The organism is Cupriavidus pauculus (assembly GCF_008693385.1).
Classification (GTDB): Bacteria; Pseudomonadota; Gammaproteobacteria; order Burkholderiales; family Burkholderiaceae; genus Cupriavidus; species Cupriavidus pauculus_D.
Genome location: NZ_CP044067.1, coordinates 569587 through 591985 on the forward strand (window position 1 = coordinate 569587; position 22399 = coordinate 591985).

21 protein-coding genes are annotated in these 22399 nt (G+C 65.9%); 12 read left to right on the forward strand and 9 right to left on the reverse strand.

Annotation, left to right across the window (positions count from 1 at the left end; all coding sequences use genetic code 11):
* Window positions 1–54 precede the first annotated feature (54 nt).
* From pepE to FOB72_RS20840, 4 genes are all read left to right on the forward strand, one after another.
* On the forward strand, window positions 55–762 hold the full coding sequence (gene pepE, locus FOB72_RS20825) for a dipeptidase PepE (RefSeq protein ID WP_150374612.1): 708 nt from the start codon (window positions 55–57) through the stop codon (window positions 760–762).
* Between the two features lie 287 nt (window positions 763–1049).
* The gene (locus tag FOB72_RS20830) at window positions 1050–1682 is read left to right on the forward strand and encodes a response regulator (RefSeq protein ID WP_150374613.1); all 633 of its coding nucleotides are present in this window, start codon (window positions 1050–1052) and stop codon (window positions 1680–1682) included.
* 27 nt (window positions 1683–1709) lie between these two features.
* The gene (locus FOB72_RS20835) at window positions 1710–3491 is read left to right on the forward strand and encodes a hybrid sensor histidine kinase/response regulator (protein ID WP_150374614.1); all 1782 of its coding nucleotides are present in this window, start codon (window positions 1710–1712) and stop codon (window positions 3489–3491) included.
* A gap of 118 nt (window positions 3492–3609) precedes the next feature.
* Window positions 3610–5067, forward strand: coding sequence for an aldehyde dehydrogenase family protein (locus FOB72_RS20840; RefSeq protein ID WP_150374615.1), 1458 nt, complete (start codon window positions 3610–3612; stop codon window positions 5065–5067).
* Window positions 5068–5121: 54 nt separating this feature from the next.
* Here FOB72_RS20840 and FOB72_RS32260 read toward each other — a convergent pair whose 3' ends face one another.
* The 5 genes from FOB72_RS32260 to FOB72_RS20860 all read right to left on the reverse strand — a co-directional run bounded on the left by FOB72_RS32260 (window position 5122) and on the right by FOB72_RS20860 (window position 11447).
* A complete protein-coding gene (locus FOB72_RS32260) occupies window positions 5122–5289 on the reverse strand; it encodes a hypothetical protein (protein WP_191002368.1) in 168 nt (55 codons plus the stop codon).
* A gap of 179 nt (window positions 5290–5468) precedes the next feature.
* A complete protein-coding gene (locus FOB72_RS20845) occupies window positions 5469–6584 on the reverse strand; it encodes an NADH:flavin oxidoreductase/NADH oxidase (protein ID WP_150374616.1) in 1116 nt (371 codons plus the stop codon).
* Between the two features lie 95 nt (window positions 6585–6679).
* Complete coding sequence (locus FOB72_RS20850; protein WP_150374617.1) at window positions 6680–7930, reverse strand: YbfB/YjiJ family MFS transporter; 1251 nt, start codon at window positions 7928–7930, stop codon at window positions 6680–6682.
* Between the two features lie 97 nt (window positions 7931–8027).
* The gene (locus FOB72_RS20855; RefSeq protein WP_150374618.1) at window positions 8028–8627 is read right to left on the reverse strand and encodes a TetR/AcrR family transcriptional regulator; all 600 of its coding nucleotides are present in this window, start codon (window positions 8625–8627) and stop codon (window positions 8028–8030) included.
* A gap of 129 nt (window positions 8628–8756) precedes the next feature.
* On the reverse strand, window positions 8757–11447 hold the full coding sequence (locus FOB72_RS20860) for a DUF6531 domain-containing protein (protein WP_150374619.1): 2691 nt from the start codon (window positions 11445–11447) through the stop codon (window positions 8757–8759).
* Between the two features lie 192 nt (window positions 11448–11639).
* Here FOB72_RS20860 and FOB72_RS20865 point away from each other — a divergent pair, with 192 nt between their 5' ends.
* Entirely contained in the window at window positions 11640–12065 is a 426-nt protein-coding gene (locus FOB72_RS20865; protein WP_150374620.1) for a hypothetical protein, read from the forward strand.
* A gap of 18 nt (window positions 12066–12083) precedes the next feature.
* Here the strand turns inward: FOB72_RS20865 and FOB72_RS20870 are convergent, their stop codons facing one another.
* Window positions 12084–12476 (reverse strand): carboxymuconolactone decarboxylase family protein, encoded by a 393-nt coding sequence (locus FOB72_RS20870; protein WP_150374621.1) that lies wholly within the window; start codon window positions 12474–12476, stop codon window positions 12084–12086.
* Between the two features lie 84 nt (window positions 12477–12560).
* Between FOB72_RS20870 and FOB72_RS20875 the strand changes: the two genes are divergently transcribed.
* Genes FOB72_RS20875 through FOB72_RS20885 form a run of 3 tightly spaced genes read left to right on the forward strand, consistent with a single transcriptional unit; the run spans window position 12561 to window position 14620 of the window.
* Window positions 12561–13454: a LysR family transcriptional regulator gene (locus FOB72_RS20875; RefSeq protein ID WP_150374622.1), complete on the forward strand. Its 894-nt coding sequence runs from the start codon at window positions 12561–12563 to the stop codon at window positions 13452–13454.
* Between the two features lie 54 nt (window positions 13455–13508).
* Window positions 13509–14096, forward strand: a complete 588-nt coding sequence (locus FOB72_RS20880) for a helix-turn-helix domain-containing protein (RefSeq protein WP_150374623.1) — start codon at window positions 13509–13511, stop codon at window positions 14094–14096.
* Window positions 14093–14620: a GNAT family N-acetyltransferase gene (locus FOB72_RS20885; protein WP_150374624.1), complete on the forward strand. Its 528-nt coding sequence runs from the start codon at window positions 14093–14095 to the stop codon at window positions 14618–14620. Before FOB72_RS20880 ends, FOB72_RS20885 begins: the two co-directional genes overlap by 4 nt.
* Here the strand turns inward: FOB72_RS20885 and FOB72_RS20890 are convergent.
* Entirely contained in the window at window positions 14602–15537 is a 936-nt protein-coding gene (locus FOB72_RS20890; protein WP_150374625.1) for a LysR family transcriptional regulator, read from the reverse strand. The two genes, FOB72_RS20885 and FOB72_RS20890, sit on opposite strands and share 19 nt — an antisense overlap.
* A 128-nt stretch (window positions 15538–15665) precedes the next feature.
* Here FOB72_RS20890 and FOB72_RS20895 point away from each other — a divergent pair, with 128 nt between their 5' ends.
* Entirely contained in the window at window positions 15666–17156 is a 1491-nt protein-coding gene (locus tag FOB72_RS20895) for an acyl-CoA synthetase (RefSeq protein WP_150374626.1), read from the forward strand.
* Between the two features lie 97 nt (window positions 17157–17253).
* The gene (locus FOB72_RS20900) at window positions 17254–18174 is read left to right on the forward strand and encodes a Bug family tripartite tricarboxylate transporter substrate binding protein (RefSeq protein ID WP_223851848.1); all 921 of its coding nucleotides are present in this window, start codon (window positions 17254–17256) and stop codon (window positions 18172–18174) included.
* A gap of 10 nt (window positions 18175–18184) precedes the next feature.
* On the opposite strand, the gene FOB72_RS20905 is transcribed toward FOB72_RS20900, so the two are convergent.
* Window positions 18185–19123: a PLP-dependent cysteine synthase family protein gene (locus FOB72_RS20905; protein ID WP_150374628.1), complete on the reverse strand. Its 939-nt coding sequence runs from the start codon at window positions 19121–19123 to the stop codon at window positions 18185–18187.
* A gap of 120 nt (window positions 19124–19243) precedes the next feature.
* Here FOB72_RS20905 and FOB72_RS20910 point away from each other — a divergent pair, with 120 nt between their 5' ends.
* On the forward strand, window positions 19244–20206 hold the full coding sequence (locus FOB72_RS20910) for a GlxA family transcriptional regulator (protein ID WP_150374629.1): 963 nt from the start codon (window positions 19244–19246) through the stop codon (window positions 20204–20206).
* Between the two features lie 17 nt (window positions 20207–20223).
* Here FOB72_RS20910 and FOB72_RS20915 read toward each other — a convergent pair whose 3' ends face one another.
* Window positions 20224–20799: a TetR/AcrR family transcriptional regulator gene (locus tag FOB72_RS20915; protein ID WP_150374630.1), complete on the reverse strand. Its 576-nt coding sequence runs from the start codon at window positions 20797–20799 to the stop codon at window positions 20224–20226.
* Between the two features lie 153 nt (window positions 20800–20952).
* Here FOB72_RS20915 and FOB72_RS20920 point away from each other — a divergent pair, with 153 nt between their 5' ends.
* Complete coding sequence (locus tag FOB72_RS20920; RefSeq protein ID WP_150374631.1) at window positions 20953–22380, forward strand: amidase; 1428 nt, start codon at window positions 20953–20955, stop codon at window positions 22378–22380.
* Window positions 22381–22399: the final 19 nt, after the last annotated feature.

The following is a 22399-nucleotide window of genomic DNA, read 5'->3' on the forward strand; positions in this document are numbered from 1 at the left end:
CCTCGATTACGGACCGCGATTCCGCATGACGGAACACGTGTCCTGGTATTTTTCATGGAACTCCTGCTTCTTAGCAATTCGACGAGCGACGATGGCTACCTCGTCCACGCCCTCGAGGCCATTCGCGAACTGGCCGACGGCCGTCAGGACGCGCTGTTCGTGCCCTTCGCGGGCGTGACGCGCGACTGGGACGACTACACGGCACAGGTGCGCGATGCGCTCGCGCCGATCGGTATCTCGGTACGCGGCCTGCACCGCGAGGCCGATGCGCGCGCGGCCATCGGATCGGCCTCGCTGGTCATCGTCGGCGGCGGCAATACGTTCCGCCTGCTCAAATGCCTGCGGGAGCAGCAACTGCTCGCGCCGCTGGCCGAGCGCCTGCGCGCGGGCGGCGGCCCGGAGGGCCTCCGCTATGTGGGCTGGAGCGCTGGGTCGGTCATCACCTCGCCGACCATCCGCACGACCAACGACATGCCGATCGTCGATCCGGGCGGCCTGGACTCGCTGGGCCTGATGCCGTTCCAGTTCAACTGCCATTACTTCAACCTCGTGGTACCGGGCTTCCGCGGCGAGACGCGCGACCAGCGGCTGGCCGAGTTCACGGTCCTGTCGCCGGAGATGTCGGTGCTGGGACTGCCTGAAGGGGATTGGGTACGCGTGTCGGGCACGCGCTGGACCCTGCATGGCGAGCATGCCGCGCGGTGGTTCCTCGGCGAACGGACGATCGATATCGCTGCGGGCGCGCTGGAAATGCCGCGTTAACCACCAGTATTCAAAGGGAAGCGAATCGGAGAGAATGCGAGCGAAAGAGACCGAGCATCAAACGAACGCAAAACAACATGCTCGGCCAAAAAAATACCCACAGCCGGGTGGAGTGGGTATTTGAAGTGGTATGGACAAGTCGCGGAATTCGTCCACGGCCGCATCGTGACACTTTGGTAGATCATCGCCAATAATCTTTCCGGACTAGCCTCGACTTCTGCAGGAAGTTGCATGGACATTCCGGCGGGAATCGAGTCAAATCTGGTGTCAGCCTCTCTGCACTTCTCATGCCGCGCGCCTGCCTTCTGCTTATCGACGACCACACGCTGTTCCGCACGGGGCTGCGGCTGTTGCTTGCCGACAGTCCGCATGTCACGTCGATCCTAGAGTCCGGCTCGGTGATGGACGCGGTGCAGCAGCATGCCGACCAGGACGTCGATATCCTGCTGCTCGATGTGCAGATGCCCGGCCTCAACGGCATCGAAGGCATCAAGGTCCTGCGCCGGCATTTCGCGTCCGCGCGCATCCTCATCGTGTCCGGCACCTCGGGACTCGAAGCCATTCCGCAGGAAGTGCGCAAGGACATCGCGGGCTTTCTGCCCAAGTCCGCCGACGCGCGGGAGATCGAGGAGGCCATCGGCTGCTGCCTCTCCGGCGGCACGCATTTCCATCCGGCCGGCGGCTGCCCCGACACACAGCCCGCCACGTACAAGTGGAGCCCGCTCACCGCGCGCCAGCTCGAGGTCCTGAGCCAGCTCAACATGGGCCGCTCGAACAAGGTCATCGCGCATCATCTCGGCCTTTCCGAGAACACGGTGCGCGTACACGTGGCCGCCATCCTCGACCATCTCGGCGTGGTCAGCCGCGTCGAGGCCATCCTCGAAGCGCAGCGCCGCGGGTTGGTACAGGCGCAGCGCTAGCCGCGCTTCGCACCGCTGGCTACGTCGATGCCTACCCTGCGCTCCCTGCTTCCGTGCTTCGACGAGCCTCGGCTCCTGGCCGCGCAGATGGAGCTCATCGACCAGAGCTTCGGTATCGCAATGATCGGGTGTTCGCTGGCCGCGATCTTCCTGGCCAGCGGGCTCACGATCACGGGCGGCCATCCGGGCGCGCTGCCCTGGGCGGCCGTCGTGGTCCTGCTTTGCACCATCACCTACTTCGGCCGCTACGCGATACCGCACCGCCTCAGCGAGGGCAACGCGCGCAGCTATGCGCGCGCGCTCACCGCCATGGTCTGCGCCATCGGCATGCTGTGGGGCCTCGTGGCATGGCTATATCTCGACATGCATTCGCCCGCGGTGGTCATCTGCGTGCTGTCGCTGATCGCGGGCATGAGCGCGGCCGCGCTCGCGGTGTTCTCCGCGTGCCTGCCCGTCGCGATGGCGTTCTTCGTCCCCGCCATCCTGCCGGTCTGGATCGTGTTCCTGATGACCGGCGACGTGGCCTACCTGCCGATGTTCCTCGCCACGCCGCTCTACCTCGTGGTGCTGATCATCTTCGCGCGCAACTATGCGAGCGTGGCGCGCAATGCCATCGCGCTGCGCTTCGAGAACGTCGAACTGATCGCCCAGCTGCGCGAGCAGACCGCGCGCGCGGGCCAGTCCCAGCGCGAGGCCGAGCAGGCCAATCGCGCGAAGTCCGTGTTCCTCGCCTCGGCCAGCCACGATCTGCGCCAGCCGCTGCATGCGCTGGGCCTGTTCCTGATCTCGCTGGGACGCACGTCGCTCGACGAACACCAGCGGCAGCTGCTCGCGCATATCGAGGCCTCGTCGGACGCGGCACGCGAGATGCTCAACACGCTGCTGGACTTCTCCAAGCTGGAGGCCGGCGTCATCACGCCACGGCCCCGTCCGTTCCGCCTCCAGCCGCTGCTGCACAAGCTCGAGAACGAGTTCGCGCCGCAGGCCGACGAACGCGGACTCGTCTATCGCACGCGCGATACGACGGCCACGGTCTTCGGCGATCCGACGCTCGTCGAACTGATCCTGCGCAACCTGATCGCCAATGCCATTCGCTACACGCGCGAAGGCGGCGTGCTCGTGGTCTGCCGCCCGCGCCGTTTCCATGCGTCGATCGAGATCTGGGACACGGGCATCGGCATCCCGGCCGCGCAGCACCGCGAGATCTTTCGGGAGTTCCATCAGCTCGGCAACCCGGAGCGCGACCAGCGCAAGGGCCTGGGCCTCGGGCTCGCCATCGTCGATGGGCTCGCGCGCACGATGCAGACGCGCGTGACCATGTCCTCGCGGACCCATCGCGGTTCGGTGTTCCGGCTGCGGCTGCCGCTCGCCTGGATCGCGCCCGAGGAAACGACGCTGCCACATTCGGCCATGCGTCTGGACGGATTGCGGGTGCTCGTGATCGACGACGATGCGGCGATCCGCGAGGCCATGGCGGGTCTGCTCGGGGTCTGGCATTGCAAGTGCCATACGGCCGAGTCCGAGGAAGAAGCGCTGGCCGCGCTCGACCACTTCACGCCGGACCTGATTCTCGCCGACTACCGGCTGCGCGGGCATCGGACCGGGCACGAAGCGCTCGAGGCCATCCGCATGCGGTTGGGCCAGTCCCTGCCCGCGATCATCATCACCGGCGATACGGCCGCCGATCGGCTGCGGCATGCCCACGCGGGCGGGACCGCCCTGCTTCACAAACCTGTGGTCCCTGGCGAGCTCCATGCGGCCATGAGCGCCCTGCTGAGGGAGTCTGAATGGATCGGAGCGGAACAATAAGCCACACGCCAATCCATACGACAAACTTATCAATCAATCATATCTATTAATTGGACTTAGGTCAGTCCCCTGCCCACACTCCTAGCCATAAGCGGGCCTACCCGCAAGGAGACTGACCATGGACTTGCCGACCCACGATCTGCTGATCGACGGCAACCGCCTGCCACCCGGCGGCGGCACCGGCGGCACCGGCGGCACCTATTCCACCGATATCAATCCCGCCGACGAAACGCCGATCGCGCGCGTGGCACAGGGCACCGCGGAGGACGTCGATCGCGCGGTACAGGCCGCGCGGCGCGCGCTCAAGGGCTGGAGCGGCATGCGTGCCGCCCAGCGCGGGCGCATTCTCTATCGTTTTGCGGACCTGCTCGAGGCACATGCCGACGAACTCGTCGCGCTGGAAAGCCTCGACGGCGGCAAGCCGCTGGCCGGCGTGCGGCGGCAGGATGTGCCCGCCGTCATCGACACCGTGCGCTACTACGCGGGCTGGTGCGACAAGATCAATGGCCAGGTCGTCCCCACGCGTCCCGATGCGCTGACCTACACCGTGCGCGAGCCCGTGGGCGTGGTCGCGGCCATCGTGCCGTGGAATTTTCCGTTGATGATCGGCATGTGGAAAATGGCCCCCGCGCTCGCCTGCGGGTGCACGCTGATCGTCAAACCGGCCGAGATCACGCCGCTGACCGCGTTACGGGTCGGGGAACTGGCGCTCGAGGCGGGCATCCCGCCGGGCGTGCTCAATATCGTGACCGGCAAGGGCAGTGTGGTGGGCAACGCGCTTGTCGCGCATCCGGGCATCGACAAGGTGACCTTTACCGGTTCGCCGGGCGTGGGGCGCGGAATCATGCAGGGCGCGGCGGCCAACTTCAAGCGCGTGACGCTCGAGCTCGGCGGCAAATCGGCCAACATCATCTTTGCCGATGCGGACGTGGAAGCGGCCGCGCGCGCGTCGGCATCGGGCATCTTCTTCAACGCGGGCCAGGTGTGCTCGGCCGGCTCGCGCATTCTCGCGCAGCGCCGGGTCTACGACGAAGTGGTCGAACGGCTGGCCGCGCGGGCCAATGCCATTCGCGTGGGCGACCCCGCGGCGCCCGGGACGACGATGGGTCCCGTGGTCTCCGCGGCGCAGATGAAGACCGTGCTCGACTATGTGGAGATCGGCAAGCGCGAGGGCGCCAGTGCGGTGGCGGGCGGCAAACGTATCGGCGAGCGCGGCTTCTATGTCGCGCCGACGGTATTCGCCAACGTCGGGCACGAGATGCGCATCTCGCAGGAAGAGATCTTCGGCCCGGTGGCGAGCGTGATTCCGTTCGAGGACGAGGAAGACGCGGTGCGCATCGCCAACGGCACGGCATTCAGCCTGGCCGCCGGCGTGTGGAGCCGCGACATCGGACGCGTGCACAAGGTCGCGGGCGAATTGCGCGCGGGCACGGTATGGATCAACACCTATGGCTATACGGACGTGCGGCTGCCGTGGGGCGGCTCAGGCGACTCGGGTCTGGGACGCGAGCATGGGGACGCCGCCATCGAGAACTTCACGGAACCGAAGGCGATATGGCTCTCGCTACGATCGTAGCGTGACAGGTGTTTGAAACAGGGCCGGCCCTTCCCGTGGCCGGCCTGTGTTCCGTTATCCGATCATTCGCATCGGCAACAGCGCGTAGACGATCGTCAACAGCCCCACGATAGCGGGCGAGCCGTACTTGAGCGCCGTGCTCTGCGCCTGCACGCCCAGATAGGCGTACATGCACACCAGCACCATGGCACAGGCAAAGACGAGGCCGTCATAGACTTGCATGGATGTCTCCCAGAGTTCGTTCTAACGACTACTTCTGTGATGCAGCGGGCTTGTTGGGGATGCCCGTCTTACTGCCAACGCTATGTCTATGACTTCATGGTGGTCACTTCACGTGACCAAAGCAATCATGGAAATCCCTTCGTTTTAAGTGCGTGCTGAATGGTGCGGTGCGGGAGGGTTTATCGCTGCCCGAAATGCGCGTCCTTGAAAAGATCGCCAAGCCCCCGTGGCTGGGAGCGCCAGTATTGCTTTGGCGCACTGACCCTCGCCCCGAGCTTGGCCGCCGCATGCCACGGCCAGCGCGGGTCGTACAGCATCGCCCGCGCGATCGAGATCACGTCCGCCTCGTCGTTGGAGATGATCGCCTCCGCCTGCTCGGGCTCGGTGATCAGCCCCACCGCCATCGTCGGCAAACCCACCTCGGCCTTCACGCGCTGGGCATAAGGCACCTGATACCCGGGCCCGAGCTTGATCGCCTGCTGCGGCGACACGCCGCCCGTGCTCACATGCACCGCCGCGCATCCGCGTGCCTTCAACGCATGCGAGAACGCAATCGTGCCCTCGATATCCCAGCCATCGGGTACCCAGTCCGTCGCCGACACCCGCACCCACACGGGCTTGTCAGCGGGAAACGCCCCACGCACGGCATCGAACACCTCGAGCGGAAAGCGCATGCGATTCTCGAGCGACCCGCCGTATTCATCGGTGCGCTTGTTGGCAATCGGCGAAAGGAACTGATGCAGCAGATAGCCATGCGCGGCATGAATCTCGATGCCATCCACGCCGAGCCGCGCCGCGCGCTTTGCCGCCGCCACGAAGTCGTTGCGAATCTTGTCCAGCCCCGCGCGATCGAGCGCGATCGGCGCGGCTTCCCCTTCCGCATGCGGCACCGGCGAAGGCGCGAACGTCTGCCATCCGCGCGGCTGGTCCGGGCGAATCTGCGCCCCGCCCTCCCACGGTGCCTGGCTCGACGCCTTGCGTCCCGCGTGCGAGATCTGCACGGCGACCGCGATGGGCGAATACGCGCGAATCGCCTTCAGCACGCGATCCAGCGCGGCCTCGTTGTCGTCGTTGTAGAGGCCGAGGTCGTCCGGCGAGATACGCCCTTCCGGCGACACCGCGGTGGCTTCGATGATCATGAGACCCGCGCCGGAGAGCGCCAGATGTCCCAGATGGATCATGTGCCAGTCGGTAGCGTTGCCTTCATTGGCCGAGTACTGGCACATTGGCGCAATCGCTATGCGATTGGCGAGTTCGAGATTGCCGATCGCGTAGGTATCGAAGAGATGGCTCATGAGGTGAATTCCTTCAGATTTCCTCCCGGGCGCCCATGCGCACCGGGTCTCATCGCGGATTGTAGTGATGCACGGAAATCTCTGCAGGAGACACCTCAGGCGCTGGCCGGCTGGGGAGCCGGCTCCCGCACGAGGAAGTCCACCGCAAACGCGACGGCCATCGCCACCGCGCCGCAGGCAAAGATCAGCGCATAGTTCTCGTGCGTATGCGAAAACAGATACGAGTACCCATAACCCGCGACGGCCTGGAACAACGCGAATGCCGTCGTCGTCCGGCTCCAGGCAATGCGCTGCGCATGCGCGTCGTGCGGCATCATCGATTGAATGCGGCCGAGGACCACGGGCACGATGCCGGGCGTGAACAGCCCCAGCACGACCGTCGATATCACGAGCGCCACCGTATGGCCCGACACCGCGAGCAACGCCACGGCAAGTCCCTGCACCACCATCGACACGCGGTACCCGTTGCGATAGCCGATACGCTGCGCGATCGACGTGCTCACGAGCGGTCCGGCGATGGCCGCCACGCCGTACAGCACCCAGAAATTCGCGCCCACTGCGGTCCCTTGCCCGAGTCCACGCGCCACGTAGTCGACGAGCAGCACCATGGCCGGCACCAGACCCAGCGCATTCGCCCCGTATTGCACGGCGAGCACGCGCAGCGGCTGGCGGTAGGTCTTCAGCGTCTCCAGATGCGAGACATGGCCGGCCGCACTGGCGGCGTGGGGCGCCCCATGCGGGACATCGGTCGCGGGCCAGCCGAACCAGCTGAAGGCGGTGAGCGCCAGCGACAACGCGCCGAGGCCGAACCATGTCTGCACGAGCCCGAACTTGAGCAACTGCGGCACGACGGTGCCCGATGCCGCGATACCGAGCCCAAGCCCGAGAAAGATCATCCCGCTCACGAGGCTGCGGCGTTCCGGCACGACGTGTGGCAGCACGGCCGTGGCCACGAGCACCATGATCGCGCCACCCGAAAGCCCCGACAGAAAGCGCCAGACGAAGAACCAGCTAACGGAGAGCGGGTACGCGCAGGCGAAGAAGGCCACCGTGGCGACCAGCATCAACAGCCGCAGTGACAGACGATTGCCGAGCTTCGACGCAATGGCGCGCCCGTAGATCGCACCGGCCAGATAGCCGGCGAAGTTCGCCGCGCCGAGCGCGACGGTGGCCGACGACGAGAACCAGTGTTCGTGAATCAGCGTGGGGATCAGCGGCGTGTATGCAAAACGCGCGAGGCCGATGGCGACGAGACTCGCGCATAGACCGGCCATCGCCGCGTACAGCGTCCGGGCATCGAGCGGGAACCGGCTCGGGCGCGCCATTGCAGTGGCATCTTGTGACATGGGAGGACTCCTGAGGATGCAGGCCGCCACGCCCGGGCAGGGAGCCGTGGGCGACCGTAATGCGTTCGTGGGTGTCTTAGGGGGATGCGCTAGCGCGTCATGAGTCGGGCAACGCCAGCCCGAGCGTCGCGAGTGCGGGTTTCATCGTTGCGCGCAGCAATGCGGGGTCGGGCATCACGCGCGCCAGCACGCGCATGCCGCAGTGGGTGGCGAGCAACTGCGCGGAAGCATCCTCGGGCGCCAGCGCGGTCACGACTTCGCCGGAGGCGATGCCCGCCTGAATGCACCGCTCGAAGAACGCTCGCAGCTGGTCGAGCTCGGTGGCGATCAGCGACTTGAACTCGGGATCGTCCTCGGACGCTTCCAGCGCGACGTTGATCAGCATGCAGCCGCGATGCCGGGGATCCGCGAGCGACAGCGCAATGCTTTCGGCGATATAGGCGACCAGCGCACGCCCCGGCGGCAACGCGCCCTCGTGCCGCCGAATCCGCTCGCGCATGGTGCGGTTGAGGTAGTCGTCGAGCGCGAGCAGGAACAGCGACCGCTTGTCCCCGAAGGCGTTGTACAGGCTCGGCTGCGTCAGCCCCATGGTCTGGGTCAACTCCCGCGTGGAAGTCGCCTGATAGCCCTTGGCCCAGAACAGGTCCTGTGCTGCCATCAAGGCGGCTTGCTCATCGAATTGTCGAGGTCTGGCCATTGCGTTCGCCGTTTTGTAGCGCTTGATACGTAACGAAGGCTCGATTATAGATCGAGTGCTACAAAACGCAAGCCCGCCGGAATCGGCACATCTCGAAGACCGGCCCACGGGTGTTCCTGTCGAAGGCGCTCAGTACAGGATGGGCACCTCCTGGTTCGCCGCCCGTTCCCATTCGGGCAATTCCAGCGGCGACGCGATGCAATACTGCCTGATCTCGCGAATCGCGCGCTGAAGCTGGTTTTGCGTCTGCACGATGGCCTGCCGGTGCCCCGCGTCCTTCATCCCGCCGAGATACTGCGGCAGCCGCCGCGTCGTGAGCGTGTGATGCGCGGTCTGCGCCTCGCGCCGCGCCTCGGTGCATCGCGGCTCCTCTTCGCAGGACGCCGCGTCGGCACCACGCGCGGCCAGCGGCCGCAGCGAACGGTCAAGCGCGCCCAGCATCGCATTCGGATTCTCCGTCCTGCCCATCAGCTCGTCCTCGATGGATTGAGCATGGCTCGGCGCCTGACTCTGCGAGGGCCACGCCGGGATCGCGCGCGGCACGGACGCCGTTGCCCGGGCCGGCGTGATCCACGAGAAGATCCAGCGCACGAACCGTAGCCACATCGTTTGCCAGGGAGTGGCCGTTGGTTCGGAACCAGCGGTCGCGTCGGAACCTGCGGCCGACCCGGATCCAGCGACCGGGACTGGCCCGCGGAACGGATTCGACGTATCGACGGGCCGCTCGGGCATCGGCGGCTCGGCGATCGATGTCAGGCGATGCGCCGCGTCATACGTGTATCGCAGGTGATAGTCGTTGGGACCCCGAACGTCGGTCAGGAAACCGGCCGGGTCGTACTCGTACGCGAGTGCACGCCCATCGACCGTGAAGCGCGCCATCCTGCCGCGCGCGTCGAACTCATATCCCAGCTTTTCGCCATCGAGCGAGACGCCCTCGACAAGCCTTCCGGCGGCGTCGTACCGCGTCGCGCGCGCAACGCGGCCAGCCATGTCGGTAATGGTCTGCAGACGCCCTTTCTCGTCGTAGGTGTAGGTCCACCGGCCGGTCAACACCCCATCGACGTGCACGGTCGTTACCGACCGCTGGCCGTCGGTACCGTAGGTCCATTCCGTGCTCGTCACCGGGCCGGCCGGCGTGACGGCCGTGCCCATGCCACCGGCGATATCGCCGGTCGCATACCTTGCATGGCCGACAGGCCGGCCGAGCCTGTCGTAACGGTAGGACGAGAATCGACCCGGCTCGGCAATCTTCACCGGCACACCGAACGCCGGATGCCACTCGGTGGTCGTGGTCATGGCTTGGGCCGTGCCGTACTGCGCGATGCGCCGCGTCTCCCGCCCAAGCCCGTCATAGCTGTAGTGGGTCTCGTTGCCCGAGAAGTCCACCTTGCTCCCGACACGCCCCGTGCTTTCGTAGGTGACCGCCTTTACGAGCGGCCCGCAGGCGGGGCACGCCGCGGTCACGCCCGTGATGCGCATGGCTCTGCCCTGCCTCTCGGAGATAAAGGTCCGCGTACGCCCATCCGCGGTCGTGACGGATGTCCGTCCGCTGGCAGGAAAATCGAGCTGGAACTTGTCGACGCCGCCCGCATGCTCCGTACTGATGACACGTCCATTCGCGTCATAGTCATAGGTGGCAAACCGCGTGTTCTTTTCGTCGGTAATGCCAGTCAACGCCCAGGGGAGTTCAAAGATCTCGTAGTGGTACTTGCGCTCGGCGCCGTCGGGAAAGGTCACGCTGGTCAGCATGCGTTTCGTGCTGTAGCCATACTTCAGCGTCATCCCGTCCGGCAGCAGGACCTCCTTGAGCAGACCGCTCCAGGAATACGAGAACCGCATCGACTGGCCCGCGTCGTTGCGGATCTCGGTGAGCAGCGCCGCATGCGGGGCCACGTCCTTCGACGTATCGCGATCGCTATAGCTGAGCGCCACCCACGCGCTGCCGTCTTTCACATGGACGAGATTCCCGAGTGTGTCGTAGTCTTCCGTGCGCGTCCCGTGCCGATCGGCAAGACGGAATCTGTCTTTCGCGCCGCCCACACCGGCGACGGCCGTCACCGTCGCGCCGGAGCCATCGGTGGCCGTCCATTTGCCATCGTCGAACGCAAACGCGACCGTCGTGCCGTTCCCGCGCACCCAGGTCAGCGCTGGCGTTTTCGCATGGTATTGCGTGAGATCGAGCCGTCTTTGCCATTCGTGCATCCAGCCGGGCCCCAACGTGCCGAGCTGCGGTGCGAGATAGCTGGAACGATAGGTGCGCCGCAGCGTCAAGGCAGACGGCAGGTCCGGGGCCGCGTAGTCGGTCTCCTCCTGGATCTTTGTCCCCGATGCGACCGCACAGGTATTCCCGACCTTGCAACTGACATCCTCGCTCTCCGCCGGCGGCGCCAGTATGCTGATTTCATCGATCCACACGTGGACCCTGAATTCTTTTCCGATCCATATGCGGTCGCAGATATAGCTCAATTGCCGCCAGGAATAATTCGATTCCGGCGGACGGGCAATCTCCACCGAGGGCGGCGTGACGATGTAGTAAGCGGGATAGATCCTGTTGATGATGCCACCCCGCCCGTTGCCCCGCGGCAGGTTGAACGTGCCGCGGACCGTCGCGCCGGGCCGCAGATCGCCGCAGCTGGGATTGCCGTCGTTATCGAGCGCGCTCGCGCTCCCCATCGACAGGAATGCAAACGCCGGGGCTATCGACAGGCTCGCCAGAAGATGCCATCGCCTGCGGCGGCGGTTAGCACCGGGATCAGGATGAGGATCGCGTTGCGCAAGCGCGGGCAGGCATGCGTGCAAGGGCTTCAATCGGATGGGCATAGGTCGCTCCTTTGACGTCCGCCCGGACTATGCGCGCCCCGCCCCTCGCGTTCAATCGCACTCTGCTGAAATGAATCCCCTTGCAGGCCTCAGGACTGATACTGTATATTTATACAGTATCTGCTTATCGCTCAGTTCCGCTCTTTCCCTTTCTCTCTTTCCCCTTCTTCTCTCTAACGTCGAAAGGCAACCATGTTCGTGGATCGCACCGAAATCATCAACGCTGCCAAGGCACTGCGCGCCAGCCAGGAAGAATCCCGATACAGCAAGCTCGTCGCGCTCGCGAACAAGCAGCTCAAGGCGATGCAGACGGCGATCCAGCGGGGCAAGGAAGAGTTCGAGACCAAGCTCGTGCTCGATATCAACGACGACAATCCGCAGGCCATGCTGGAACCGCGCGCCCAGCGACTGGCCGAGGACCTCAGGGCGCAGGGCTACACCGCCACGGTGACTGCCTTTGCCGAGGTCAGCCCCGATCGCAAGAACTGGACGCCGAATATCACGATCGATATCGGCCTTGGCGACATCCTCACCGACGCCGGCAACGCGAGCGCGGCAACCGATACGACGCCTGTCGTGCTGGCGGACGAAGTCGAGCGGGAACTGGCCGAGCATTGAGCCGGGTCTGCCGCGGGCTCAGTCCAGCGGCAGTGCTATCCCCACCTCCGCGAACACGTCTCGCACCACGGCGAGTCCATTGAGCGCCGCCGGAAACCCCGCATAAACCGCCATCTGCATCACGACTTCCACCACCTCCCCCGGCGTGCAGCCCACATGCAATGCGGCATGGACATGCACACGTAGCTGCGGTGCCGCATTGCCGAGCGCGCAAAGCGCCGCGACCGTGGCCAGCTCGCGTTCCCGCAAGCCCAGCCCTTCCCGCGCGTAGATATCGCCAAACGGAAACTCGACGATATAGCGCGCAAAGTCCGGAAAGGTCTTGGCGAGCGTATCGACGACCGCGATACCCGTCTCGCCATCGACGGCCCCCAGCATGCGTAATCCGCGCTCATAACGTTCGGTGCTCATGACGATCTCCACAAGTGTTGGTGCGACAACTGTACGGCCCGCCCAAACGATGCGGAATGACCGATCTCGTGATACCTTTTTGGTATGTCAGAGCGCCTCGATTCCCGATCCCTTTCGCTGTTTCTCGCCGTCGCGGAAACACTGAGCTTTCGCCAGGCGGCGGAGCGGCTCCATCTTTCTCAGCCGCCGCTGAGCCGCGCGATCCGGGAGCTCGAGGAGCGGTTGGGCGCGCGGCTCTTCGACCGCAATACGAAGGGTGTCACGCTTGCCGCTGCCGGCGAGAAGCTCCTCCCTTACGCGCGCAATGTCGCGAAACTCCTTCGCGAGGCCGAAGCCGCGCTCGCGGCCGAAGGCTTGCCGGCCAGGCTGCGGCTCGGTTTCACCAGCGCCGTGGAGCCCGCCTGGTTTCGTGGACTGGCCCAGCGCGTGCAAGCCGGCCACCCGGAAACGGTCGTATCGACGTTCTCCGATACCTCGCCACGGCTGATCCGCCAGTTGCGTGCCGGCAAGCTTGACGCCGCGTTTATCGCATTGCCGACGGACGCGCATGGGCTGGACGTCCGTGAGCTCGATCGACTGCCGATGATCGTCGCCATCCCTTCGGCCCATCCTCTGGCGAAGCGCAGGACCGTCGCCCTTGCGGATCTGCAACGGGAAAAGGTCTTCTGGTTCGAGCGCGCGCGGCAACCGGCCTTCTACGATCATTGCCAGGCCGTGTTCTCGCGCCACGGGTTCGCGCCGCCGATGCTCAGGGAGCCAGCGGACCAGCACGTCCTGCTTGGGGAGGTTGCGAATGGACGCGGCATCGCGCTGCTGCCGAAATCGTTTACCGCGCTGAGGCGGGTGGGCGTCGTCTACCGGACGCTGGCCGAGGGCGAGGCGCTCTCGGTGGGCATCGGGCTCGCTTCGCCCGAGGATCGGCCCGACATCCGCGATGTCCTGACAGCCGCGATGTCCGCGGCAGGCATCGATCGTTGACAAGCCCGATCAATCATTCTAGTTTACGGGATATTGCATCTACTATTCTGGAAGATGGATATCAACGCAGTCATCGCGCGCCGCGTCAAAGCACTTCGCGATGCGCAAGGCTGGTCGCTCGACGCGCTGGCCGAGCGCAGCAACGTCAGCCGCTCCGCCATCTCCCTGATCGAGCGCGGCCAGAGCAGCCCGACCGCCTCCGTCCTCGACAAGCTTTCCGCCGCGCTGAACGTCACGCTTGCCTCGCTATTCGAGCAGTCGCCCTCCGAAGCCGCGGAACCGTCTCCGATGTCGCGTGCCGGCGAGCAGGTCGTCTGGATCGATCCCGCGTCGGGATACGTCCGGCGCAATCTGTCGTCCGCCGCGCCGTCCCCCATGCAGCTGGTCGAAGTCAGCTTTCCCGCCGGCCAGCGCGTCACGTACGAGACCGGCGCGCGCGAAACGGAGGTGCATCAGCAGGTCTGGATTATCGAGGGCACCATGGAAATGACCATTGGCGACGACCGCTGGCGGCTCGAAACCGGCGATTGCCTGACCATGCGCCTGGACGCGCCGATCACGTTCCGCAATCCAACCAGAAAGCCCGCGCGTTATCTCGTCGCGCTCGCGAACATGCACAACAACCTCAGGGGAAACGGATGATCGGCAAGGTGACCGTACGGCGCGTCGGTGCGGACGACGCGGAGGCCTGCGTGGACGGGCTCGCGGATGTCCTCATCGACTGCGTCGAAGGAGGTGCGTCGGTCAGCTTCATGCTGCCCATCGGACGCGACAAGGCCACCGCGTTCTGGCGCCACGTCGCCGCCGATGTCGCACAAGGCGGGCGCATATTGCTCGTTGCGGAGGACGAGGCCGGGCAGATCGCGGGCACGGTGCAGGTCGTCACCGCACAACCGGAAAACCAGCCGCATCGCGCCGATATCGCCAAGATGCTCGTTCACCGGCGCGCCCGCCGAAAGGGGGTGGCCCGGCAACTGATGATCGCCGCGGAAGCAGCCGCGCGCGAGGCAGGCAAGACGGTGCTCGTCCTCGATACCGTGACCGGTGGCGATGCCGAACGGTTGTATCGGGGCGTGGGCTGGCAGCGCGTCGGCGATGTGCCGAACTACGCGTTGATGCCGACCGGCGAGTTCTGCGGGACGACGTTCTACTGCAAGCAGATCTGATCGGGTTTTGGGCTGGTATCGAACACCTCCAGCCTCGGAATCTCTTCGCGCAAGTAAGCGATCAGCGCCCGCGTCGCCATCGACGGATGCAGGTTCGGTGTCGTGATGATGTACAGATGATGCCCGAGCCCCTCGGGCTCCCAGTCGGGTAACACGGGCACCAGCGCGCCCGATTTCACGTCCTCCCATCCCGCATAAGCAGGCAGCAACCCGACCCCATGCCCCGCCTGCGCGGCGCGCAGCAGAAAGCGAAAGTGTTCGGACTGAAGATGCGGCGAGATATCGACGGTCACGCGTTCGCCCGCGCGTTCGACAACGAGCCGGAAGCGGCGCGATGCATAGGGCGGACAAAGAAAATGGCAATGCGCGAGATCGCCCGGCGTCTCGATGGGTGGAATGCGCGCAAGGTAGTCGGGCGACGCCAGTAATCGCCACGGCGTTGCGCACACCTCGCGCGCCACCACATCCAGCGGCGGGTTCGACGTCACCCGCAGTGCCACGTCGATCTCGTCCGCGATCAGGTTCGTCACGCGGTTGGCGAAGAACACGCGTAACGAGATACCCGGGTGCCGCGCCGCGAAGTCCAGCAGCAGCGGCGCGATATAGGCATCGCCGAGGCCCGTCGGCACGCTGACGCGCACATGGCCGCGCAGCGTCTTGCCAAGGCTGTCGATCTCGGCCTGCGCCGCCACGGCTTCCTGGAGCATGCGCACGCCATGCGCGTACAGCGTCTGCCCGGCCTCGGTCGTCTCCAGCCGCCGCGTGGTTCGCCGCAGCAATTGCGCGCCCGCCTGCGCCTCCAGCTGCGCCAGCTGGCGGCTGATCTGCGAGCGTGTGACGCCGCGCCTGCGCCCCGCTTCCGCGAGCGTGCCGGCATCGACGATCTCTACGAAGGACTGGATCAGGTGGAGGTCCATGGAACGAACGGGGCATTGTCACGTAATACGCAACATTGTGGTGCGCGGGCGCCCCATTGTCGATGCGGGATTGCCCCCGCTACATTTCCCTATCGCCGGCGTCAGACCGGCATAACGGAGACATGCGGATGCCCGCAGACCTATGGTTCGAATCGCTGCATCGCCCAGGCCATGACATCGCCGCGCGCGGCGAACGGCTCGCCGGCGGATGGCGCCGGCTGGGACTGGCGGAGGGCGACGTCGTGGCGCTCCTGCTACGCAACGATCCCGTGTTCACCGACGTGATCGCCGCGTGCCGCACCGCCGGCGTCTACTACTGCCCGATCAACTGGCACTTCACCACGGCCGAGGTGAAGTTCATCCTCGAAGACAGCGGCGCGCGCGTGCTGCTCGTGCATGCGGATCTGCTGGAAGGCGTCCGCGCCGCGGTGCCGGCGCACGTCGCGGTCTTTGCCGTGGGCGGCACCGACCCCGATGCCGTCGAGTACGAGCCATGGCTTGCCGCACAGCTGCCCTACGATGGCCCGCGTGTGGCGCCGCGCGGCCATCTCGCATATACCTCGGGCACCACGGGCCGGCCCAAGGGCGTGCTGCGCAACCCCGTGCCGCTCGATGACGCCGACCGTCAGCTTGCGAATATGCGTTCCGTGGTCGCCCAGTCCATCGGCATCGTGCCCGGCTGCCGCGCGCTGATGTCCGCCCCGCTCTATCACAGCGCGCCGGGTGTGTTTATCCAGCAGGCGCTGCAGATGGCCGAACGGCTGGTGCTTACCGCGCGCTTCGATGCAGAGCAGGTGCTCGCGCTCGTCGAGCAGCATCGGATCGACGTGCTCTACCTCGTGCCGATCATGTATGTGCGCCTGCTCAAGCTGCCGCCCGATGTGCGCGCGCGATACGACCTCTCGTCGATCCGATTCGTCGCATCCACGGGCTCGCCGTGCGCGCCCGAGGTCAAGCGCGCGATGCTCGACTGGCTCGGCCCCGTGATCCACGAAACGTACGCCTCGAGCGAGGCCGGCATGGTGACCGTGGCCACGCCCGCCGATGCCGCGGCAAGACCCGGCACCGCGGGACGTCCCGTCGATGCCGCGCAGCTCCGCATCCTCGACGTGGATGGCAATGCCTGCGCGCCGGGCGAAGTCGGCCTCGTCTACGTGCGACAGCCCGCGTATCCGGACTTCACGTATCTGAACAACGACGCCGCACGCCGCGCGATCGACCGCGATGGACTGATCTCGCTCGGCGACATGGGCTACGTCGATGCCGATGGCTATCTGTTCATCTGCGATCGCGCGTCCGACATGGTGATCTCGGGCGGCGTGAATATCTATCCGGCCGAGATCGAGCACCAGCTCGTCCGCTATCCGGGCGTCGCCGATTGCGCGGTCTTCGGCGTGCCCGACAACGAATATGGCGAGCGATTGCACGGCGTGATCGAGCCGATGCCCGATACGCGGATCGATCCCGCGGCCGTCACCGAATGGCTGCGCGCGCGGCTCTCCGGCTTCAAGGTGCCGCGCACGATCGAGATTGCCAGCCTGCCGCGCGACGAAACCGGCAAGCTCGCCAAACGCAGACTGCGCGACCAACACTGGGCCGGACGGACCCGCCGCGTTTAAAAAACAAGAAAGAGGAGACAACATGTCACGAACCCTGTTCCGCAGCACCGCGGCGGATGCGTTGCGCGCATGCGCGATCATCGCCGCCACCTTCACGATGATGCCGGCCCATGCCGGGCCCTTCCCCGACCGCCCGATCAAGCTGGTGGTGCCCTACACGCCCGGCGGTTCGACCGACCAGTTCGGCCGCGCACTCGCGGAAGGCATGTCGCGCGATCTCAGGCAGACCGTGGTCGTGGAGAACCGCCCCGGTGCCAATACGATGGTGGGCACGCAGAGCGTGGCACGCGCGCAGGCGGACGGCTACACGATGATCATGGCGTCGAGCGCGAGCATGGTGCTCAACCCGATGCTCTACAAGCGCACGGGCTACGATCCCAAGGACTTCAAGGTCTTTCTGATCGGCACCGAGGTGCCGCTCGTCATCGTGACCAACAACCAGGTGCCGGCGTCCACCACGCGCGACTTCGCCAGCTACGCCAAGGCGGCCGGCGGCAAGCTCAACTACTCGTCGGTGGGGCTGGGCAATCCGCTGCAACTGGCCACGGAGATGCTCAAGACCGAGCTCGGCATCGACATGACGCACGTGCCCTACAACGGCAGCGCGCCCGCACTGTCCGCGCTGCTGGCCAACGACGTGCAGCTGATGGTCGATGTCGTCAGCACTTCGCTGCCGCATATCCGCGCGGGCAAGCTCAAGGCGCTTGCCGTGACCTCGCGTACGCGGCTCGAGGTATTGCCCAATGTGCCGACCATGGCGGAGAGCGGCTATCCCGACTTCCATGCGGCCACGTGGTTCGGACTGGCGGTGCCCGCGCAGACGCCACCCGACGTCGTGACGCGTCTGCAAACGGCCGCCACGCAGGTACTCGGCGACGCCCAGTTCCGCGCCACGTTCGCCGCGCTCGGGCTGGTCGTCCAGCCGCCGCGCACGCAGGCGGAAGTGGAACGCTATGTGGCGACCGATCGCGAGACATGGGGCAAGGTCATCCGCGCCAACCATATCTCGCTCGATTGACGGGCGCGCGCTAGTCCATCGACTGCGCGAACGTCTTCAGGTACTTCATGCCGGTATCGCACATGATCGTGACGACGGTGGCATCGGGGCCGAGCCGCTCCGCCAGACGGATCGCCCCGGTGACGTTCGCGCCGGTGGACGTTCCGCAGAACAGGCCCTCCTCCGCCGCCAGGCGGAACGCCATGGCCCGCGCCTCCTCGGTGGAGACCGGCTCCAGCCTGTCGGCGATGCCGTCATGCCAGAGCGGCACCACATAGCCGGCACCGATGCCGTCGATCTTGTGCGCACCGGTGGGACCGCCCGACAGCACCGCCGACTCGGCCGGTTCCACGCCAACGATACAAATCCGCGCATCGCGCTCGCGCAGCCGCGCCGATATTGCGCGGAGCGACGCGCCCGTGCCGACACTGCCGACGAATCCATCGACGCGGCCGCCCGTCTGCTCCCAGATCTCGTCGGCCATCGCCGTATAGGCCGCGAGCTGATCCGTATTCTCCATCTGCGCGGTGATATACGCGCCCATCTCGCCCGCAATGCGGTGGCCCTCGCGAATCATGGCCCTGGTCAGCGCCTCGGTCTGCCTGCCGTTCTCGCTCGGGATAATCGTGAGCCGCGCGCCGAGCAGGCGCATATGGTCGAGCTTCTCCTTCGAGAACGCGTCGGACGATACGAGATGAAGCGGATGGCCCTTGACGGCGCACACGAGCGCCAGCGACACGCCGGTGCTTCCCCCCGTGTACTCGACGACCGCGCCGCCGGGCTTGAGGCGGCCATCGCGCGTCGGTGCGTCGATCATCGCCATCGCAATGCGGTCCTTCATGCTGCCGGTGGGATTCTGGCTTTCGAGCTTGACGAGAATGCGCGCGCCATCGCGCGGTGCGACGTTGCGCAATGGCAGGACTGGCGTATTGCCGATGGCATCGAGAATGGTGCGGTGTGCGGCGGTCATGATGTCGCTGTTGTCCTTGTCAGACGTTGAATGGCTTCGCAGTCTAGACGTCGGGACGCCGCCGAAGCTATAGTCGGAAATGACATTAATCGAATCATTTACGACACCCGGATACTGACAATGAAAGTGGTCGTTCTCGCGCTCGACGACGTGTTCGATTCCGGCATGACCGTGTTGCTCGACACGCTGGCCGCGGCGAACGAACTCGCTGCATTGCACGGATTCGCCAACGTGCCGTTCGACGTCACGCTCGCGGGATTGCGCAAACGCATTCGTACCGCGCTGGGATTCAGCGCGACCGTCGCGCGCCTCGATGCCGTGCGAAATCCGGACTGGATCGTGGTGTCCGCGCTCAATGCCAAGCAGGCGGATGCACTTGCCGCCCGCCTGCAGGCGCGAGATATTCGGGAAGCGGGTGCGCAGCTGCGGCAGCGCCACGCGGCCGGCGTCCATGTCGCGGGCGCCTGCATCGGGACCTTCGTGCTGGCGGAAGCGGGGCTGCTGGACGACCGCGAGGCGACCACGACCTGGTCGCTCGCGCCGTTTTTCCGGCAGCGCTATCCCGGCGTCGCGCTGGACGACTCGCGCATGGTGGTCGAGTCCGGGCAGGTCGTGACCGCGGGCGCGGCCATGGGGCACCTCGACCTCGCACTCTGGCTGGTTCGCCGCGTATCGCCCGAACTGGCTGACCTCGTGGCCCGCTTCATGTTGATCGATCAGCGCGCATCGCAGGCGCACTACATCATTCCCGACCATCTGGCGCACACCGATCCGCTGATATCGAAGTTCGAACGCTGGACGCGCGAGAACCTGCCCCATGGTTTCTCGCTCGATGCGGCCGCAGAGGCATTGGCTGTCCACCCGAGGACCTTGCAGCGGCGAACCGAGGCGATTCTGGGCAAGTCGCCGCTCGCGTTCGTTCAGGACCTGCGCATCGAGCGTGCGCGCCATTTGATCTCGGCTGGGCAGCCGCTGGAAGCCGTCGCTTCCGAGGTCGGGTATGCCGACGCGGCAACGCTCCGTACGTTGCTGCGCCGGAAGCTGGGTCAGGGCGTCAGGGCCATGCGCGCGGCGAAGCGCTGACGGGCCCGGACATCACCTTAGGCGGGCAGCAGCCCCGCTGCCCGGTAGTTGTCGATCAACGTATCGAACAGCTTGATATCGGCGCGGCCGCGCGCCATCAGCTGCGCGCCCGCCACGGCCGCGAAGATCGCGTGAGCGCGCTTCTTCGCATCCTTGGCGCCGACGATGCCCGCGTCCGCCAGTGTCCTGGCAAGCCACGTGACGTTGACGTCGGTAAACGCCTGGACCTCCTTCTTCACGACGTCGGGCAGGTCGTCGTACTCCGCCGTCATGAAGCTGCACAGGCAGATGCGATTGTCGTTCTCGAGCGATTTGCGGAACAGGCTCGGATACTTGCGCAGGCGATCCGCCATGTCCGGCGTCCTGGCCGACAGCTCATCGAGCGCCACCGCCGTGTCTTCCCAGTAGCGCTTGGCGACCGCGGCGGCGAGGTCGGCCTTGCTCGGGAAATGGTGATAGAGGCTGGCGGCCTTGATGCCGACGGCTTCGGCAAGGGCCCGAAGGTTCAGACCGCCATAGCCATGAGCCTGTGCGATCTGCGTGGCGACAGCCAGGATCCTGTCGCTGGAATGTGTGCTGGCCTGGTTTTGCACGATCTACCTCGAAGATTTTTTTGATTGCCGGACCCGATTCGGGTGTTGACGAGGCGAAGTATAACGCCTAATCTTCGACCCTAACAAACGTTCGGTAGACTCTGGCCAAGCGACTGAAGTTTGTTGAACTCCATAACCCTGCAAGAGCAAGCCATGAGCAACGAACTTATCTTCCAAGACGCCACGCAACTCGCCGCACGCATCCGCAGCAAGGAGATCTCGCCGGTGGAGGTCGTCCAGGCGCATCTCGACCGCATCCGCGCAGTGGACCCCCAGATCAATGCGATCGTCACGCTCGCGGATGGCGCGATGGAAGCCGCGAGGGCCGCCGAGGCCGCGGTCCTGAAGGGCGACAAACTCGGGCCGTTGCACGGCGTGCCCTTCACGGTCAAGGACGCGATCGACACGGCCGGCGTGCTGACGCAACGCGGCTCGCCGATCTTCAAGGGACGCATTCCCGATACCGACGCGACGACCGTCGCGCGCATGAAGCAGGCGGGCGGCATCCTGCTCGCCAAAACCAATCTTCCCGAGTTTTCCTACTGGATCGAGACCGACAACCTGCTGTCGGGCCGCACGCTCAACCCGTGGAACCTGGACCGCACCCCGGGCGGGTCCAGCGGTGGAGAGTCCGCGGCGATCGCGGCCGGCATGGCGCCGATCGGCCTGTCCACCGATGTCGCGATCTCCATTCGCGGCCCGGCCGCGCTGACCGGCGTCATGGGATTCAAGGCCACGCACGGGCGTATTCCGATGACGGGCATCTGGCCGCGTGAGCCGCGCCGCTTCTGGCATGTGGGGCCGATGGCGCGCTCCATTCGCGATATCGCGCTTGCGTACACACTGCTGGCCGGCCCCGACGGCGAGGACGGCTATTCGACCAGCCCGCTTGCGCTGGATGCCGGACGCATGCCGACGCCCGGCCGTCCGCTTCGCGTGGGCTGGCTCGTGGAGCCCGGGTTCGGTCCGATCGACGCCGACGTCGCGGCAACCGTTCGCGCGGCGGCGGAGGCGTTGCAGGGGAATGGCGTGATCGTCGAGCCCGTGCGGATTCCGGTACTCGAGGAGATCAACGCGCTCGACCTGCTCTGGAAGATCCAGGCGATGGAAACGAAGCCCGCGTTCCGCAAGGCAACGGCCGGGCACGAGGACAAGATCTTCAAGCATGCGCAGGCGGTGTTCGACACGCCCGATACGTCCATCGAGGACTTCGTGCTGGCCGAGCAGCAGATCGAGCGGATGCGCGACGGCTTCAGCCGGTACTTCCAGCGCTACGACGCGCTGCTCTGCCCCGTGACGCCCGTGCCGGCGCACACGCACGACGCCGCGGAGTTCGTCATCGGCGGTGAAACCGTATCGTCGCTACACGTCATGGATGCGACCGCGCCGCTCAGCGTCACGGGCCTGCCCGGGCTGTCGATGCGATTCGGCACCAGCCGTGACGGGCTGCCCGTGGGCGTGCAACTGGTGGGACCGTGGCTCGGCGAATCCACGCTGCTGCATCTGGGTGCTCGGCTTGAGAGCGTGAGCCCGGTTCGCGAGGCGCGTCCCGACCTGTCGGCCATCGCCAACCGTCGCTGATCCGCGGAGGCATCCAGAC